A 17,864-nucleotide genomic window follows, 5' to 3' on the forward strand; every position below is an offset into this window, starting at 1 on the left:
GTGGTGGGTTGGGGTGCGGGGCGGGCTCAGGGCAGTCCGACCGCCGTGTCGACCACAGTCCCTCCGCCGAGGAGCTCACCGAAGGACTCGACACGCGCGAGCGGGACGCCGGTCTGCAACGGATAGAGATCGATTCCGATACGACCCGGCGTGATCGGATCGAGGGATGCGGCGGGCTCGGGCATGCGCGTCGCTCCTCGGGTGGGGGGATGCGGGCCACCGGAGGCCCGTGACGGGTGGGATGCGAACGCCCGGGTCCGGATGTATCCCAGGTTTATGACCCGAACCGACCCGGTGTCAAGCGTTTGTACGGACATCCTGACCTGCTTGTGAAATGATGTCTTAACAAAGTCTTGACAGGGGGGTCCGGCAGGGGTTTGTATCCCGTCCCAACGAAACAGCGCAGTCGGCCTACCGGCACAATGATCCGGACTTCGAACGTCCGGGCCCGCGCGGGCATCCGCCCGACGCTGTCCCGTTCCCTTTCCCCCTGTCGCACAGTGAGGTGCAGGAAAGATGGACCGCACGTACTCCCGCTCGCGCAGAGTGGCCCCCTTCTTCGCCATGGCCGCGGCTTCCGCGCTTCTGATAGCCGGTTGCTCCAGCGACTCCGGCGGCAAGGAGGCCGAGGAGGGCGGGTCGAACGCCGCCGCGGGCAAGGCCGACACCGCCCGGATGACGGTCGCGATGGTGACCCACGCGGGGCAGGGCGACACCTTCTGGGACATCGTCCGCAAGGGCGCCCAGACGGCCGCCGACAAGGACAACGTCAAGCTCGTCTACTCGAACGACCCCAACGCGGCCAACCAGGCCAACCTCGTGCAGAACGCGATCGACCAGAAGGTCGACGGCATCGCGGTCACCCTCGCCAAGCCGGACGCGATGAAGGACGTCATCGCCAAGGCGGAGAAGGCCGGCATCCCCGTCGTGGGCCTCAACTCCGGTATGGACGTGTGGCAGGAGCAGGGTCTCCTCTCCTTCTTCGGCCAGGACGAGACCGTCTCCGGCGAGGCCTTCGGCAAGAAGCTCAACGAGACCGGCGCGAAGCACGCGGTCTGTGTCATCCACGAGCAGGGCAACGTCTCCCTGGAGGCGCGCTGCGCCGGCGTGAAGAAGACGTTCGAGGGCAAGACCGAGAACCTCTACGTCAACGGCACGGACATGCCGTCGGTGAAGTCGACCATCACGGCGAAGCTCAAGCAGGACAGCTCGATCGACGAGGTCGTCACGCTCGGCGCCCCGATCGCCCTGACCTCCGTGCAGTCCGTGGACGACGCGGGCAGCAAGGCGAAGGTGGCGACGTTCGACCTGAACAAGGAGCTGACGGACGCGATCAAGGCGGGCGACATCGAGTTCGCCGTCGACCAGCAGCCGTACCTGCAGGGCTACCTGGCCGTGGACTCGCTGTGGCTCTACAAGAACAACGGCAACTACAGCGGCGGTGGCGAGGAGCCGGTGCTGACCGGTCCCGCGTTCGTGGACAAGGACAACGTCGACACGATCGCCAAGTTCGCCGCGAAGGGCACCCGGTGATCCGATCATGACCCAAGCAACGGCACCGGCGACGGGGTCCTCCTCGTCGCCGGCTCCGCCGGCCGCCCAGAAGGACGGTCGTACCGCGCAGCGTTCCCTGGGCCGGCGACTGCTGGCCCGTCCCGAAGTCGGCGCGCTGATCGCCGCGATCGGTGTGTACGTCTTCTTCTTCGCCGTCGCCCCCTCCTTCCGGGAGGCCGGTTCGCTGGCGACGGTGCTCTACCAGGCCTCGGTGATGGGCATCATGGCCCTGCCGGTGGCGCTGCTGATGATCGGCGGCGAGTTCGACCTGTCCGCCGGCGTCGCGGTGACGACCTCCGCGCTGACGGCGGCGATCCTGAGCTTCCAGTTGACGGTGAACGTGTGGACCGGCGTGCTCGTCGCCCTGGTCGTGTCGCTGGCGGTGGGCGCGTTCAACGGCTGGCTGCTGATCAGGACCGGCTTGCCGAGCTTCCTGGTCACCCTGGGCTCGTTCCTGATCCTCCAGGGCTCCAACCTCGCGGTGACGAAGATCTTCACCGGGAACGTGGCGTCCGACTCGATCGCCGACATGGACGGCTTCGACCAGGCCAAGAGCATCTTCGCCTCCGAGATCTCCATCGGCGGCGTCGACTTCAAGATCACGATCTTCTACTGGCTGGTCTTCGCGGTCATCGCGACCTGGCTGCTGCTGCGCACCAAGTTCGGCAACTGGATCTTCGCCGTCGGCGGCAACAAGGACAGTGCGCGGGCCGTCGGCGTGCCCGTGAACTTCACCAAGGTCGCCCTCTTCATGGGCGTGGGCGCCGGTGCCTGGTTCGTGGGCATGCACCTGCTGTTCTCGTTCAACACGGTGCAGTCCAACGAGGGCGTGGGCAACGAGTTCCTCTACATCATCGCCGCGGTGATCGGCGGCTGTCTGCTGACCGGCGGTTACGGCTCGGCGATCGGCCCGGTCATCGGCGCCTTCATCTTCGGCATGGTCAACCAGGGCATCGTCTACGCCAACTGGAACCCCGACTGGTTCAAGGCCTTCCTCGGCGTGATGCTCCTGATCGCCGCCCTCGTCAACTTGTGGGTCCGCGCCCAGGCCACCCGGAGGTGAACCACCCCATGACCACCAGCAACGACACCAGCACCCCCGAAACGGCGTCCACCGGCCAGGCGCCCGTGGTCGAACTGCGGAACACCGGCAAGGCCTACGGCAACGTCCGCGCCCTGCACGGGGTCAACCTCGCCGTCCACCCCGGCCGCGTCACCTGCGTCCTGGGCGACAACGGCGCCGGCAAGTCCACCCTGATCAAGATCATCTCCGGTCTGCACCAGCACACCGAGGGTGAGGTCCTCGTCGACGGCAAGCCGGTGCGGTTCACCACCCCGCGCGAGGCCCTGGACGCCGGCATCGCCACCGTCTACCAGGACCTGGCGACCGTGCCCCTGATGCCGGTCTGGCGCAACTTCTTCCTCGGCTCCGAGTTCACCAAGGGCCCCTGGCCGGTCCGCCGCCTCGACATCGAGAGGATGAAGAAGACCGCGGACGAGGAACTGCGGAACATGGGCATCGTCCTGGACGACCTGGACCAGCCCATCGGCACCCTCTCCGGCGGCCAGCGCCAGTGCGTGGCCATCGCCCGCGCCGTCTACTTCGGCGCCCGTGTCCTCATCCTCGACGAACCCACCGCCGCGCTCGGGGTCAAGCAGTCCGGGGTGGTGCTGAAGTACATCGCCGCCGCCCGCGACCGCGGACTGGGCGTCATCTTCATCACCCACAACCCCCACCACGCCTACATGGTCGGCGACCACTTCAGCGTCCTGCGCCTGGGCACCCTCGAACTGTCCGCCCCCCGCGACCGGGTCAGCCTCGAGGAACTCACCAACCACATGGCCGGCGGCACCGAACTCGCGGCGCTCAAGCACGAGTTGGCCCAAGTCCGCGGCGTCGACGTCGAAGAGCTCCCCGAGGAGGACGACCTCACCGCACCCGTGGTCTCCTCGAAGGACGGCGGGGCCTGACCCCGGCCGCTCCTCGTGGGCGACCACGTGGCCATCGACACGGCGAGGGCGCTTCGCGCGGAGCCCCTCGCCGGTCGGCGTACGACTTCTCGCCGGTCAGCGGACTTGGCTTGCGATCGCCTTGCTGTTCGGTTACCGGGCCGTCACTATGAGGTGTGCCGCCCGGAGCCGTACGCCCGAGGAGACGACGCCTATGGACAGGTACGAGCAGCCCTTCGCCACGAGCGTGGTCAGGGACCTGCACGACACCTCACTGGACGAGGTGCCCGAGTCCGCGCAGGAGTCGGCCATGGCAAGGATGCTCGCAGGTGGCGGAGAGCCGGTGGCGGCCTTCCAGTCGTCGCTCTGACCGGTCTGGCCGGAACGACGAGGGATCGTACCGGTGACGGTGGTGGCGCGCCCCTTCCGCCAGTTCGTGATCAAGGTGCACAGCCGGTGTGATCTGGCCTGTGACCACTGCTACGTCTACCAGCACGCCGACCAGAGCTGGCGCGGGCGGCCGGTGACGATGTCCGAGGAAACGTTCCGTCGTGCGGCCGGGCGGATCGCCGAACACGCGGCCGCGCACCGACTCGCCCGGGTGCACGTCGTACTGCACGGCGGTGAGCCCCTGCTCGCCGGGCGGGAACGCCTGCGCGGCTTCGCCCGCTCACTCCGCTCGGCGCTGGACGGCGTGGCCGAACTCGACCTGCGGATGCAGACCAACGGCCTGCGCCTGGACGACGAGTTCTGCGCGATGCTCGTCGACGAGTCCATCGTCACCAGCATCTCGCTCGACGGCGACGAGGCGTCCAACGACCGCCACCGCATCCGGCGGGACGGCTCCGGCTCCTACCGTGACGTGGTCCGCGCGGTGCGTCTGCTCGGCTCACCGCCCCACCGCGCCGCCTTCGGCGGACTGCTCTGCACGATCGACGTCGAGAACGACCCGGTGGAGGTGTACCGGGCGCTGGCCGAACTCCGCCCGCCCGCGGTCGACTTCCTGCTGCCGCACGCCACCTGGGAGTTCCCGCCGGCCCGCCCCGGCGGTGAGACCGTCTACGCGGACTGGCTGATCGCCGTGCACAAGCAGTGGACCGCCGACGGCATGCCGACGCGCATCCGCATGTTCGAGTCCATCAGCCGGCTGACCCGAGGCCGTGGCAGCCTCACCGAGGCGCTGGGGCTGGGGAGTTCGGACCTCCTCGTGATCGAGACCGACGGCGCCCTCGAACAGGCGGACTGGCTGAAGACGGCCTATCCGGGAGCCCCGGCGACCGGCATGCACCTCGCCACCCACCGGCTGGAGGAGGCCGCCCGGCACCGGGGCATCCAGGCCCGCCGCGCCGGACTGGACGGGCTGAGCGCGCAGTGCCGCGCCTGCCCCGTCGTGTCGGTCTGCGGCGGCGGCCTCTACGGACACCGCCACCGCGCCTCCAACGGGTTCGACAACCCCTCCGTCTACTGCGCCGACCTGCTGAAGATCATCGAGTACGTGCAGACCACGGAGCGCAACGACGCCGACGTCCGCCACGGCTGGCACGGTCTGTCCTGGACCCACTTCGACGAACTGGCCGCCGGGTACGGCAGTGCGGCGGCCGTCCGCTCCCTGGCCGCAGCACAGAACAGCCAGCGCAGGGCGCTGCTGGCGGCGGCCCGCCGGGCGGACACCGAGGGGCCGGGCCCCGGCCAGGACGTGGCTCCCGGCCGGGGGCTGCTCCCCGGCTCCCGCTCGGGCCCGGGGCTGACCGCCGGGCCGAAGCCGACTCCGGCGGGCGCGGGTGCGCGTGCGGACGACGGTCCGAGTGCGAGCGCGGCTGCGGGGGCGGGCACGGCTGAGGGCGCGCGTGCGGGTACGTATCCGGGCAGCGGTGGTCCGGCGGACTCAGGGCCCGGCTGGGAGGCGATCCTGCGGCTGCCCGCCGCCGCGCTGGACGTCCTGCTGGCCGACCCGTATCTGCGCGTGTGGGCCCTGGCGTGCGGGCAGCCGGTGCGACGGCGGGCCGAGGGACGCCCGGCGGAGGCCGCGCTGTCAGCCGTCGCACGCGTCGGCGGTCGGCTGACCCTGTCCGTTCCGCTGCGGCACGAGCCCGAGGGGCCGGCGATCCATCTTCCCGGCCTGGGGCGGCTGTCGCTGGGCGCCGACGGCCGTGACCGCCGCCCCTCCGGGACGGTCACCGTGACGGCCGCCGACACCGCGCTCACCGTCGAAGGGCGCACCCTCGGCCAGGAGTTGCCCCCCGACGGCATGCGCTGGCAGCCCCTGCGCCACCTGTCCGCCGACGGACTGGAAGTGGCCCTGGACGATCTGGACCCCTCCCGCGACTGCTACGGCTACACACCCCTGCCCCGGTTGTCCGAGGCCGAATTCCGACGGTGGGAGACGATGTTCGGGGATGCCTGGCAGTTGATCAGGACCGAGTACCCCGAGTACGCGCAGGGGATCGCCGCCGGTCTGACCACGGTGACCCCCCTCGTGCCCGCCGCGTCCGGCGACGACGTCAGCGCCACCTCCCGGCACGCCTTCGGGGCGGTCGGCATCGCGCTGCCCCGCTCGGCCGAGGACCTGGCCATGCTGCTCGTCCACGAGTACCAGCACGTCAAACTGGGCGCGATGCTAGACATGTTCGACCTGCTCGACGGCCTCGACGACCGCCGCTACCGAGTGCTGTGGCGCCCCGACGCCAGACCTCTCGACGCCATCGTGCAGGGCGCGTACGCCCACCTCGCGGTCGCCGACATCTGGCGGCTCAGGGTGCGCCGCGGCGCGGCCGATGTCGGCCCGGCGCTGTACGAACGCTCCCGCGTCGAGGCGGACAAGTGGCGCACGGCGGTGCTGGACGCCCTCGACACGGTGGCCGGAACCGGCTCCCTGACCGCCCTGGGCCTCCGCTTCGTACGCGGACTCAGGGGCGAGGCCGAGACTCTGGGCGGAGTGGCCGAAACCGGTCCGATCGCGGTCTAATGTCGGGTCAACTCCCGCTTGCCGTAACGGTGTCCGGTACAACTTGAGCCGGTAGACCCCTGGCACCCGCGGTGGTTTTCGCGTTCCAATGGATGCTGGAGGAGATCCAGCTGTGATGCTCGGGACCGGGAGACCCGAGGTGGGCAACGGGGGAGGGAAAGGCGAGTCCATGATTCATCCGGCTTCTCGCACGGCTCAGTCGGCGCATTCCTCCGATCCGTATGTGTTCTTCATGAGCTATGCGCGCACGCCGCTGGCGGGGGCACGGGACAGGAAGGACGCGTCGGACACGGCGCTGGAACAGTTCTATGTCCAGTTATGCAGCGACATCCTGCAGTTGACCGACCACGACGGCCAGGAATTGCCCGGTTTCCTCGACAAGCGAATGGAACCCGGTGACTACTGGGAGAACAGACTCAAACACGCCCTGGCCACCTGCCGCGTCTTCGTGCCGATCTACAACAGCCGGTACTTCAGAAGAGAGTGGTGCGGGAAGGAATGGGACGCCTTCGCGCGGCGTCAGCGCCTCCGTACCGGGCCGTACACGGGCAACGCGATCATCCCCGTCCTCTGGGTGGGGGAGCAGCACCTGACGCTGCCGCCCTTGGCCGCCGAAGTGCAGTACGCCCACCCGGATCTGGGTAAGGACTATGTACAGTCCGGTCTCTACGGGCTGAAGAAGGCGGGGCGTCACGCCAAGTACCGCAGCTCCGTGTGGTCGCTCGCCCAGATGATCGTCAAAGTGGCACAGCAGACCAGCCTTGAACCGTGTGACGTGGAGCTGTTCAGCGACCTCCGGAACGTCTTCGAGGGGGAATAGCGGGATGCCGATGTTCTTCATGAGCTATGCGCGGGTTCCTGCTCCCCGGCACCGGGACATCTCACAGGACCCCAATCGTCTGGTTTTCCAGTTCTTCGACGAGCTGTGCGCAAAAGTGGCGCGGCACGCGAGAGTGCCGCGTGAGGAGGCCGGTTTCGTCGAGCGGCCCGGGGCGCCGGGAGAGAAGTCGATCAAGGCGCTCCTCGGCTGTCAGGTCTTCGTCCCGCTGTATTCGAAGCGGTACTTCAGCGATCCGCAGTGCGGGCGCCAGTGGACCGCCGTGACGCAAGGGGGCGCCCAGAGCGCCCGGCCGGGCATCGTCCCGGTGCTGTGGACGCCGTATCCGCCCACCTCGTTGCCGAAGAAGGTCAAGGAGCAGTACCCGGAGGTGCCCGAGGGCATCGGGGAGGCCGCCGAGAGCTACGCCTCCATGGGGCTGCACCGGCTGCTCGACCAGTTGTCGGACCTGACGGAACGGCCGGACCCGGAGGACGAGCACGCGGCGGACCGCGTCGCCGCCCAGGTCGCCCAGGTCACCGACTGGCTCGCCCAGCGCATCGTCGAGCGGGCGGCGGCGGTGCCGAAGCAGTCGCGGACGCTCCCCGCCGGAGGGTCGGCGGCACGACCGGCGACGCTGGCCGGGCTCGACGACTCCTTCGCCGACCCTCCCTTCGCCTCCCCGCTGCACATCACCGTGCTCGCCCCGACCGAGGAGCAGTTACCGGTCGGTCGGGACAACACCCGCTACGGGCCTCGGGTCGAGGACTGGCGGCCCTACGGCCGAGCGGTCGAACCCCTGGTGGAGCAGATGGAGGCGCTGGCCCGCAATCTGGGCTTCGAGCCCACCGTGCTGCCCTTCCACAAACACCAGGCGGAGTTGCGAAGCTCGGAGATCCCGACGGCGCCCTGGGTCCTGGTGGTGGACCCCTGGGCCCTGGAGAATCCCCAAATGGCGAGCCAGGCACGGGAGTTCGATGCGGCCAAGCGGCCGTGGACGGCGGTGCTCAGTACCCTGGCGGGGGACGACGTGCAGACCAAGGAGCAGTCCGAGCGGCTGCGCGGTCTGCTGCTGACGCACTTTCCGCGGTTCCTCAGCGAGGGGCGGGCGGGAGAGCAGGAAGCGGTCCGCGGACTGACCGGGGTGGATGTCTTCACCCGCTGGTTCAGCGAGCTGGCCGAGGCAACCAAGATCCGCTATTTGCGGTACATTCATTCGCAATTGTCCCGGGGGGCCACGGGCGTCCGGGACGTTCGGGAATCCGGTGCGGACCTGCCCCGTCGGCTCGACGCCGGCGGGGACGACGGGGCACCTAGCGGCGGACGTCGCACGGAGGGCAGGCCATGACCGGCGAGGACGCGCGCACAATCATCACGTTCTACTCGTACAAGGGCGGCACGGGCAGGACGATGGCGCTCGCCAATACGGCGTGGATCCTGGCCTCCGCGGGCCATCGCGTCCTGGTGGTGGACTGGGACCTCGACGCTCCGGGCCTGGACCGCTTCCTGCACCCCTTCCTCAGCGAGAAGCAACTGCGCGAGACGCCCGGAGTGCTCGAACTGGTCAGCCGGTCGACCCAGTTCGTGCTCTCGGCGCAGGGCCTGGGTGACGCCGCACATCGGATCGAACCGATCACCGAGTACCCGGGTGCGGCCGAGGCGGGTGTGCCCGACGGCATCACCCTCAACAGGTGCCTCATCCAGGTCGACTGGGACTTCCCCGCGGGCGGTCAGCTCTACTACCTCCCCGCCGGAACGAAGAACAAGAGCTACCTCGCGGCGTTCTCCCAGTTCGACTGGAAGGACTTCATGGAGGGGCCGCTGGCCACCCGGTTCCTGGAGGGGCTCAAGCGCGAGTTCACCGAGAACTTCGACTACGTGCTCATCGACAGCCGTACGGGACTCAACGACATCTCCGACATCTGTACCGTCAATCTGCCGCAGGCCGTGGTCACCTGCTTCACCCCCAGCAGCCAGAGCATCGAGGGCGCCGCCGGTGTCGCCGAGCGCATCGACGGGATGCTGTACGGCAACCGGGACATCCGTATCCTGCCCGTCCCCATGCGAGTGGAGAATGCCGAGGCGGACCGACTGGACGCGGCACGTGGCCAGATCCAGTACCGCTTCGACCGGATCGTGCGCAAGCACCTCCCCGAACGGGATCCCGAGGACTACTGGCGCAGTGTCGAGATCCCGTATGTGCCCATCTACTCGTACGAGGAGACGCTCGCACCGTTCCGCGAGCAGGCCGGGGACCCCAAGAGCCTGCTGTCGGCCTACGAGAGGCTCGCGGACGTCATCACGGACGGCCAGGTCTCCTCGATGCCGCGCATCGACGAGCCGCTGCGCCGCAAGACCCTGGAGCGGTACACCCGTCATCGGCCGCCCAGCATCTCCGACGTCTACGTCAGCTTCGTTCCCCAGGACAGGAGTTGGGCCAACTGGGCGAGCGCGGTCCTGGTCCAGGCCGGCTTCAAGGTCCACCTGGCGCAGGAGGGCACGGTCGAGGGCGCGATGGTGCGGGACGAGATCGAGCGCGGTGTCGAGTCGGCCTCGCACACGCTGATCATCTTCTCCCAGGACTACCAGGGGTCGTCCCGGTTCCGTACGACCTGGGAAGCGGTCTGGGCGGAGAGCGACCGGCGCACGCACCAACTGGTCTCCATGAGGGTCGACCAGGTCCCCCTGGAGGCGCCCTTCACGGAACAGCTCGCCGACATGGCCCGCTGTTCGAGCCATGAAGAGGGGCGCGACACGCTGTTGGCGTGGTTCGGGCGAAGCGGGGAGGCCCTGACGCACAGCCACTTCACCGGCACCGAGGTCAAACTCCCCCGCTTCCCGAAGACCGAGCCCGCGGTCTTCCAGGTCCCGCTGCGCACGTCGTCCTTCACGGGCCGCACGGAACTGCTGGAGGGCATCCGGGAGAAGCTGTGGCAGGAGGACACCCGAGCGCTCGTCCTCAAGGGCATGGGCGGTGTCGGGAAGACCCTGCTGGCCCAGGAGTTCGCCTACCGCTACAAGAGTGACTACGACGTCGTCTACCACATCCAGGCCGAGGAGGACTACCGGGGCCTCGAGGCGTACGCGCGCCTGGCCGCGACACTCGATCTGCAGGAGCGGCCCAATCCGACCGACACGGCCAAGGCCGTCCACGAAGCACTCAACGACGGTGACCGGTACGACAGCTACCTGCTGATCCTGGACAACGTCCCCGAGCCGGGCAACCTGCTCGAGTTCCTGATGGACGGCAGGCGCGGCCACATCCTGGTCACCAGTCAGCTCGCCGACGGCTGGGGGCGTTTCGTGGACACCATCGACGTACCCGTCTTCGAACGGAACGAGAGCATCGCCCACCTGCGCACCCGGCTGCCCGACTGCGGCCGGACGGAGGCCTACCAGATCGCGGAGGCGCTGGGCGACCTGCCGATCGCGATCGAGCGTGCCGCGGCCTACATCGAGCAGGCCAGGGCCGACGTCCACGACTACATCCAGCAGCTCCAGCCCCATGCCGCGGGCGCTCCGGCCGACAACACCGTCGGGGAGGTCAAGCACACCTGGGAGTTCGCCCTCAAGCAACTGAGAGCGAACTTCCCGGCGGCGATGCGGCTGCTCCAGATCTGTTCGTACTACGGTCCCGAGCCGATCTCCATGGATCTGCTGGAGGGCTTCGAGGTCTCCCGGGCGCTGGGTGGCGTCCGCACGGTCTCCCGCGCGTACAAGGAGCTCAGCAAGTTCTCGCTGGTCACGGTGGACCGCAAGGCCCGCAGCATCACCGTGCACCGCATGATGCAGGTAGCCATGCGGGGGATGATGAGCGAGGAGGAGCGCGAGGCGGCACAAGAGGTGGTCTACCGCTCGCTGGTCGCGGCCCGGCCCAGTGGGGACGACCCCGAGAACCCCAACACCTGGGAGAAGTACCGCATCATCTGGCCGCACCTCGCCACGCCCTGGGCCAAGACCACCGCGGACGAGGGCATCAGGGAACTCTTCGTGGACCGGGTGCGCCAGCTGCGCCGCCGGGGAGAACTGAACCAGGCCATGAAGTACAGCGCTCAGCGGGTGGTCGACTGGTCCAAGGACGGCTCCCCGGACGAACGCTGGACCCTCCACATGCGCTTCCAGATCGCCAACGTCATGCGCGCCCAGGGCAGATACGAGGAGTCCCTCGACCTGGACCAGGAGGTCCTGGAGCGGCAACGTGCGGTTCTGGAGGACGAGGACGACCAGCACATCCTGATGACCACCAGCAGCATCGCCGCGGACCTGCGCGGGCTGGGGCGGCTGTCGGAGGCCCTGCGGTACGACGAGGAGACGTACGAGAAGTACGGGGAGATCTACGGGGAGGACCATGCGCGGACCCTCAGCGCGGCCAACAACCTCGCTGTGGCCCTGCGCCTGTCCGGGGAGTACCTCAAGGCTCGTGACCTCGACCGGCGGACACTCGAACTGCGGGAGGCGATCCAGCTCGAGGACCACCCCCTGACCATCGAGTCGGCGGTGAACCTGGGGCGGGACCTGCGTGACTGCGGGGACTACGAGGAGTCCGTGACGCTGCTTCAGCGCGCCTACGAGCGGTGTCTGCGTAATCCTCGCCTCACCCAGGGCTCGCCGACCGTGCTGAACACGGTCAAGGGTCTGGCGGGTTCCCTGCGCAGGGCGGGCCGCGCGGCGGAGGCCGAGGAACTGGTGCGTCACGTGCTGAGGAGTACTCCCACCCCCGACGGGGAGAAGTCGTCCTCCGAACAACTGCTGCTGGAGATGAGCCTCGCCGGCGACATCGCCGCCCAGGGCCGGGTCGACGAGGGACTGAAGCTGATCCGCAAGGTGCACGAAGACCTGAGAGAGAGCCTGGGGGAGGACCACTCCCAGACGGTGGCCTGCTCGGTCAACCACGCGGTGCTGATGCTGCACGACATCGGCGCCGTCAGCCCGGAAGCAGCCGCCGAGGCACAGGAGTTGCTGTACAAGGCTGAGCGGAGGTTCTCCGAGCTCAACGGCGAGCACCACCCGCATGTACTCATCTGCCGGACGAACCTGGCCGTCGCCCAGGCGGCGCTCGCCGAGTGGGAGGCCGCCCGTAGAACCAGCCTGGAGGCCTACGAACTGCTCAAGGGGGGCCTTGAGCCCAACCATCCGTCGACGCTGACCTGCGCGGGGAACCATGCCGTCGTCCTGAGCCGGCTGGGCCGCGCCGACGAGGCGCGCACCCAGCACCATGACGCTCTGTCCGCCCTGAGCAAGCGGATCGGCAGGGAGCACCCCCGAGTGGTGGCGCTCAAGGAGTGGAAGCTGAGCTGTCTCGACCTGGAGCCGCACCCGATCTAGGAGCGCGGGACGGGGCGGCCGGTGTCGGTATCGGTGTCGGCCGCCCCTGTCCCAGCGGCTGTCACCGGTCGGCGGAGTCCCGGGCCCAGGCCAGCACCTGGGGCAGTGCGGGCAGTGCCGCGAAGTGGGCCGCGGAGGGCTGCAGCATGGCCTTGGCCGTGGGGATCTTCCTGGTCAGCCAGTGGAAATGGGCGACCGGGGCGAAGATGTCCCGTTCCCCGTGCCACAGCATCACGGGCACGGAACCGTCGATGTCCTTGAGGTCGAATCCCCAGGGCCGCCGGAACGCGACCAGGTCGTCCACCCAGCCCATCGGCGCGCGGGGGTCGACCGTCTCCCCCTCGCCCACCGCCGACAGGTAGTTCCGCAGGAGGTGTTGGCGGATCCCGGCGTCCTCGACGATCACCCGGTCCACGCTCGGCATCTCCTCGCGCAGGGACTCCAGGAACACGGTGGGATCGCGGCGGATCGTCTCGGCGTTACGGGCCAGCAGGGCGCCCAGCTCGGTCACATCGGGGGCGTGCCGTTCGAGCAGCTGATAGGTCGACACATTGGACTCGGACATCTCCTTGTGCCAGTCGTCCCAGTCGAGCCCGTCGCCGTTGCCCGCGGCGCTCGGCGGGGCCAGCGAGACCAGCGCCGCGACACTCGCCACCTGGCTGCCGATGTTCCGTGCCGCGCAGGCCAGCGCGTGCGGCGCGCCGCCCGATCTGCCGACCACGGAGTACTTCTTGAGTTCCAGATCCGCGGCGATGGCGTCGACGTCCTCGGCCGCGTCGGCCACCGCGCGGTTCTCGTGGCGGTCGGAACCGCCGTACCCCGGTCGGTCGTAGGCGATGAGGCGCACTCCGAGCTTGTGCAGGTCGAAGGTGCGCAGCCGGGGCCCGAGTCGGCTTCCGGGAGTTCCGTGCAGCAGAAACACCGGGTGTGCGTCCGGATCGCCCCAGGTCTCATAGGCGATCGTCCGTCCGCCGGACGGCGTCTTCACTGTCTTGACCACCCGATGCCCTCCCGTGCCAGCGGCTGTGGAGTGAAGCGCGGGACCTCCCAGCATTACGCATGGGAAGCCCCGCTCCTAGTAGCTGCTCAGCCGTTCTGGCTTCATGTGGCAAGAATTGGGTAAACGTGGGCCGCTCGGCTGTTCACGGCCCAAGGTAGTGCACCGGGGCACGGGTCGCCGGATGAGGGTGGAATTGGTGGTGGCCGAGTGGGTCATGGGGTATGCCGCCTCACCGTGCTCCGAAGGCTCTTTCCGCCCCTCCGCGATGCCCGCACCTGGGTGAAGAAGCGACCACCCGTAAGGAGCAGTACGGACGCTGACGTTCCGGGAAGTGGTGTGTCTCACGTCCCGACGGCGGGCTCGGGGCGGTGCACCCCACGGGGCCGGTAGCCCAAGGCGTCGGAGTGGCCCAGCAGATCGGCCAGCAGCCAGACGATGGCCAACCACATCTCGGTCCCCTGCAGCCCCGGCTCCGGGCCCGGTCCCGCCGTACCCGGTCCGAACCCGAACCCTCTTCCGTCCTGCCAGCGGGACAGGGCGGCTGTGAGTCGCTGTTCGGCCCAGCCGCGGATCTCGGCCGACCGGTAGCCGCCGTCGCTTCCGCCCCCGAAGCTCAACTGACGCGCGCACAGCCACAACGGATGGGCGACGTCGAGGACGTTGCAGGCGTTCTCCCGGCCCGCACCGAAATAGCGGGTGTCGCGGGCGTGGTCCAGTACCGCGTCCACGACCCGTTCCGGATGGGGGACGGGTACCCCGAACTGTGCGAAGGAACCCCGGGTGAGCCGGTAGTAGCCGTTCACCACCTGCAGCCGGCCGACGTCGGCGGAAGGGGTGCCCCACATGCCGGTCCAGGGGTCGGCGCGCGTGAGGAGCCAGCCGAAGAGGGCTTCGAGGGTGCCGGGGACGAGGCCCGCGCCGTCCGGGTGCCGGAGGTTCCAGTGAGCCGCCGTGGCCCAGGAGTCGATCCACGCGCCCGCCGCCCACGCGCCGTCCCGCCACGGCAACCGCTCCAGTCTGGCGACGAGTTGATCGGCCGTCATAAAGCCTACGCCGCGCACCGGTTGAGGGAAGGCGGCGCCCAGCAGGTCGAGTGCGTACCCCACGGACAGGACGTGGTACAGCGCCGGGCCCTCGCCCGTGAAGCCGTCGGCGTCCATGGGGGGAAGTCGCTCGCCGAGTTCGGGTGTCAGCCCGCTCTCCCGGTCCTGGAGGGACGCCAGGCGCTCGATGTGCTCCGCCCTGTCCAGCTGCCCGGGGGCGGTCGACAGCAGCAGGTCGGCGATCTCCACGGCGTCGCAGTGGGCCCGAACGCTGGGGGCGGCGCCGGGGCGGTCCGTGTACCGGTCGCCGGTCCAGCAGCGGGCCAGGAGGTCGGCGGCCTGGGCTCGGGCGGTGTCGGCGAACCGCGCCAGCGCGTCGGGGCCGGCGGTGCCCGCTCCCTTGCCGAGGGTCTCTCGCTTCCGGCTCGCCGGCTCCCGCCGGTCCCGGATCCGGCGGGCCGGGTTCCCCGCGGCCACCGTCCACGCCGGTACGTCCTTCGTCACCACGGCGCCCGCGCCGATCACACAGTGGTCGCCGATGGTCACGCCGTCCACGACCACCACGTGGGAGCCGATCCAGACGTCGTCGCCGACGGTGATGCCCCGGCTGGACTGGGGCTGCAGGTGGATCGGCCGGTCGGGGGCCGTGGAGTGGTTGAAGGCGAGGAGGGAGGTGTGGGCGCCGACGCGTACACCGGTGCCCAGGGAGACGGTGCCACGGACCACGGTGAATGGGTTCAGGGTGCAGTCCGTGCCGGTGGTCAGGGTGCCGGTGACATAGGCGTGGGCGGCGATGTACGAGTCGTCGCCCAGACGGAGGACGTCGGGGAGGACCGCCGCGGACTCGGCCACGTAGCAGCGCTCACCCACCTCGCTGTCCCCGTCGAGCGACCGCTGCCGCGCCCGCTGCGAGGCCCGCTGCTCCTCCGTCGCCTCTTTCTCGAACAGCCAGGGGCAGTGGTCGAAGCGGACCGAAGGGCCGAGGTGGTCGGGGTGTCGGGTGTCGTCGAAGGGCTGCTCGGACGGCGGCTGTCGGTGATCCATGTGCGCACGCTAGGCAGAGCGGCGGCCCGCGAGGAAGAGGGCGGGCCCGGGTGCGCTGGGCGGGCCTGCTGCGCCGGTCGGGTGAGGGAGGACCGCGCGCCGTTGGCCGGGGCGTCGGGCCATGACGGGCGGCTCGTCCTTTTGTCCCTTTGAATGCATTTGTCGTGTCAGAGGCTTGTCGGTGCCGCCCCGGGATGGGTCCATGCGCATGAGCTCCAATGCCGCTCCGGCCGTCGCGCCCGTCGCCGTCCGGGCAGCCGTGACGCCGGGGCTCGGCCCCGTCGCCGTGGTCGCCGGGGCCTTCACACTGGCCCAACTCCTGCTCGTACCGCCGGGGATGGGGCTCGGGTGGGACGAGACCGTGTACGTCAGCCAGGTCAGCCCGCACGCGCCGGCGGCGTTCTTCAGCGCCCCGCGCACGCGGGGAGTGCCGCTGCTGGTGGCACCGGTGGTCGTCTGGACGTCGTCCACCGCGCCGCTGCGGGTGTATCTGGCGGTGCTGTCGGGAGTGGGGCTGTACCTCGCCCTGCGGCCTTGGCGGGGACTCTTCCCGGCGCGTGTGCCGGCGGTCGCCGGGGCGCTGTTCGCGTCCCTGTGGGTGACCCTCTTCTACGGGCCGCAGGCCATGCCCAACTACTGGGTCGCGGTCGGCGCGCTCGGCTGCGTGGGGTGCTTCCTGCGGGCACGGGACGACCCGGGGGACGGGGCGGCGTTGTGGGGCGCGGGCGCGGCCACGGCGCTGATGGCGTGGATGCGGCCCACCGACGCGGTGTGGGTGACACTCCCGCTGTTCACGCTCCTGGTCCTCGTGCGGCGGTGGCGGCGGCCGCGGCTCCTGGGCGTGATGGCGGCCGGCCTCGCCACCGGGGCGCTCGCGTGGGTCGTGGAGGCGTACGCCCAGTTCGGCGGGCCGGCCCGGCGGCTGGCCGACGCGTCGCGGATCCAGGGCGGGCTGGGCTGGAACATCGCCGTCGACGACCAGGTGCGCAGCCTGGTGGGCCGTACGCTGTGCCGGCCGTGCACCGGGGACCTGCCGCATCCCGCGGTCTTCGCCTGGTGGTTCGTCCTGCCGGTGCTGGCCGCGCTCGGCCTGGCCGTCGCGGTCCGGGCCGGACGGGTGACGCCCACGCTGGCGCCGCTGGTCTGCGCCGCCACGGCCGCCGTTCCGTACCTGTTCCTGATCGGGTACGCCGCCCCCCGCTTCCTGCTGCCCGCGTACGCCCTGCTGGCGATCCCGGTCGCCGACGCGCTGACGGATCTTGTCAGAGGGCCGGGCGGGGCCTGGCGACCGGTCGTGGGGGCGCTGGTGGCGTTCGGGCTCGTCGGGCACCTGGCGGTGCAGTACGCGGTGCTGGAACGCACCGTCACGCGCACCACCGCGTTCCACCGCGACTGGGACCGGGTCGCCGCGGAACTGCGGCGCCTCGGTGTACGGCCGCCCTGTCTGCTGACCGGCGACTACGCCATCCCCATCGCCTACTACGCGGGCTGCTCCTCCGCCCACACCAGCGGCAACAACGCCAACATCACCCGGGACGGCATCCTGCGCACCGCCGACCGCATGCCGGTGGCGGCACTCGTCGCACCGGGCGGCGGGCCGCCCGAGTACGCCCGGGCGTGGCCGGAGCACCGAATCGCGGGGTTCCGGCTGCGTGTGGCGCCGACCGGGGGACGGGCGCTCACGGGGCCTTGAGGGAGGCGTGGGTGGTGAAGCCGTCCTTGACCTTGTCGAAGACGGGGCGGTAGACGTCCCAGTCGAGGTCGGGGGCCGAGAGGTAGATGTCGTACTCCCGTTCGCCCTCGCGGCCGTATCCGAGGTCGATGGCGCGGAAGGTCCGGGCCCGGCCCCGGAAGGTGAACTCCCAGACGGCCGCCGGTTCGCCGCGGAAGGTGGTCCGCTCCATCCGCAGACGCCGGTACGAGGCCGGGTAATTGATCTTGGTGTTGGCCTCGATGTCCTCGAAGTGGGCCTCGGGGTGCGAGCCGGCGGGGTCCACGACGCCGATGGTGAGTTCGACCAGTCCCGTCTCGTCGGTGTAGGTGACCGACTCGGACGTCTGCTTGCCCGTCCGCCAGCCGTCCGGGACGGGGAAGGAGATGCCCAGGGTCTCGTCCCTGACCAGGTGATAACCGGCGGGTACGGGTGAGGGGGAATAGGAGGGGGTG

11 protein-coding genes and 2 pseudogenes are annotated in these 17,864 nt (G+C 69.9%); 9 read left to right on the forward strand and 4 right to left on the reverse strand.

Annotated elements, in window-relative coordinates:
• Positions 1-62 precede the first annotated feature (62 nt).
• A pseudogene (locus P1P70_RS24005) lies at positions 63-185 on the reverse strand (5-dehydro-2-deoxygluconokinase); the annotation flags it as partial.
• A 331-nt stretch (positions 186-516) separates the two neighbouring features.
• Here P1P70_RS24005 and P1P70_RS24010 point away from each other — a divergent pair.
• From P1P70_RS24010 to fxsT, 8 genes are all read left to right on the forward strand, one after another.
• The gene (locus tag P1P70_RS24010) at positions 517-1,533 is read left to right on the forward strand and encodes a sugar ABC transporter substrate-binding protein (RefSeq protein ID WP_319241088.1); all 1,017 of its coding nucleotides are present in this window, start codon (positions 517-519) and stop codon (positions 1,531-1,533) included.
• 7 nt (positions 1,534-1,540) lie between these two features.
• On the forward strand, positions 1,541-2,617 hold the full coding sequence (locus P1P70_RS24015; protein WP_319241090.1) for an ABC transporter permease: 1,077 nt from the start codon (positions 1,541-1,543) through the stop codon (positions 2,615-2,617).
• Between the two features lie 8 nt (positions 2,618-2,625).
• The gene (locus P1P70_RS24020) at positions 2,626-3,525 is read left to right on the forward strand and encodes an ATP-binding cassette domain-containing protein (protein ID WP_319241092.1); all 900 of its coding nucleotides are present in this window, start codon (positions 2,626-2,628) and stop codon (positions 3,523-3,525) included.
• Positions 3,526-3,718: 193 nt separating this feature from the next.
• Complete coding sequence (fxsA, locus tag P1P70_RS24025) at positions 3,719-3,874, forward strand: FxSxx-COOH cyclophane-containing RiPP peptide (protein WP_005482117.1); 156 nt, start codon at positions 3,719-3,721, stop codon at positions 3,872-3,874.
• 33 nt (positions 3,875-3,907) lie between these two features.
• The gene (locus P1P70_RS24030; RefSeq protein WP_319241094.1) at positions 3,908-6,469 is read left to right on the forward strand and encodes an FxsB family cyclophane-forming radical SAM/SPASM peptide maturase; all 2,562 of its coding nucleotides are present in this window, start codon (positions 3,908-3,910) and stop codon (positions 6,467-6,469) included.
• Positions 6,470-6,584: 115 nt separating this feature from the next.
• A complete protein-coding gene (locus P1P70_RS24035; protein WP_319241106.1) occupies positions 6,585-7,289 on the forward strand; it encodes a TIR-like protein FxsC in 705 nt (234 codons plus the stop codon).
• A gap of 4 nt (positions 7,290-7,293) precedes the next feature.
• Positions 7,294-8,634, forward strand: coding sequence for an FxsC protein (gene fsxC, locus P1P70_RS24040; protein ID WP_319241096.1), 1,341 nt, complete (start codon positions 7,294-7,296; stop codon positions 8,632-8,634).
• Positions 8,631-12,611, forward strand: a complete 3,981-nt coding sequence (fxsT, locus tag P1P70_RS24045; protein ID WP_319241098.1) for an FxSxx-COOH system tetratricopeptide repeat protein — start codon at positions 8,631-8,633, stop codon at positions 12,609-12,611. Before fsxC ends, fxsT begins: the two co-directional genes overlap by 4 nt.
• A 61-nt stretch (positions 12,612-12,672) precedes the next feature.
• Here fxsT and P1P70_RS24050 read toward each other — a convergent pair whose 3' ends face one another.
• Together P1P70_RS24050 and P1P70_RS24055 are read right to left on the reverse strand one after the other, a co-directional pair.
• The gene (locus tag P1P70_RS24050) at positions 12,673-13,611 is read right to left on the reverse strand and encodes an alpha/beta hydrolase (protein WP_319241100.1); all 939 of its coding nucleotides are present in this window, start codon (positions 13,609-13,611) and stop codon (positions 12,673-12,675) included.
• A gap of 341 nt (positions 13,612-13,952) precedes the next feature.
• Positions 13,953-15,698 carry an acyltransferase gene (locus tag P1P70_RS24055; RefSeq protein WP_319241102.1) on the reverse strand — a complete coding sequence of 582 codons (1,746 nt, stop codon included), beginning with the start codon at positions 15,696-15,698 and terminating at the stop codon, positions 13,953-13,955.
• Between the two features lie 202 nt (positions 15,699-15,900).
• Here P1P70_RS24055 and P1P70_RS24060 point away from each other — a divergent pair, with 202 nt between their 5' ends.
• Complete coding sequence (locus tag P1P70_RS24060) at positions 15,901-17,391, forward strand: hypothetical protein (protein ID WP_319241104.1); 1,491 nt, start codon at positions 15,901-15,903, stop codon at positions 17,389-17,391.
• Here P1P70_RS24060 and P1P70_RS24065 read toward each other — a convergent pair.
• A pseudogene (locus P1P70_RS24065) lies at positions 17,378-17,864 on the reverse strand (serine/threonine protein kinase); the annotation flags it as partial. The gene P1P70_RS24060 and the pseudogene P1P70_RS24065 sit on opposite strands and share 14 nt — an antisense overlap.

The sequence above is a fragment of the Streptomyces sp. MB09-02B genome, assembly GCF_033794485.1.
Lineage (GTDB): Bacteria > Actinomycetota > Actinomycetes > Streptomycetales > Streptomycetaceae > Streptomyces.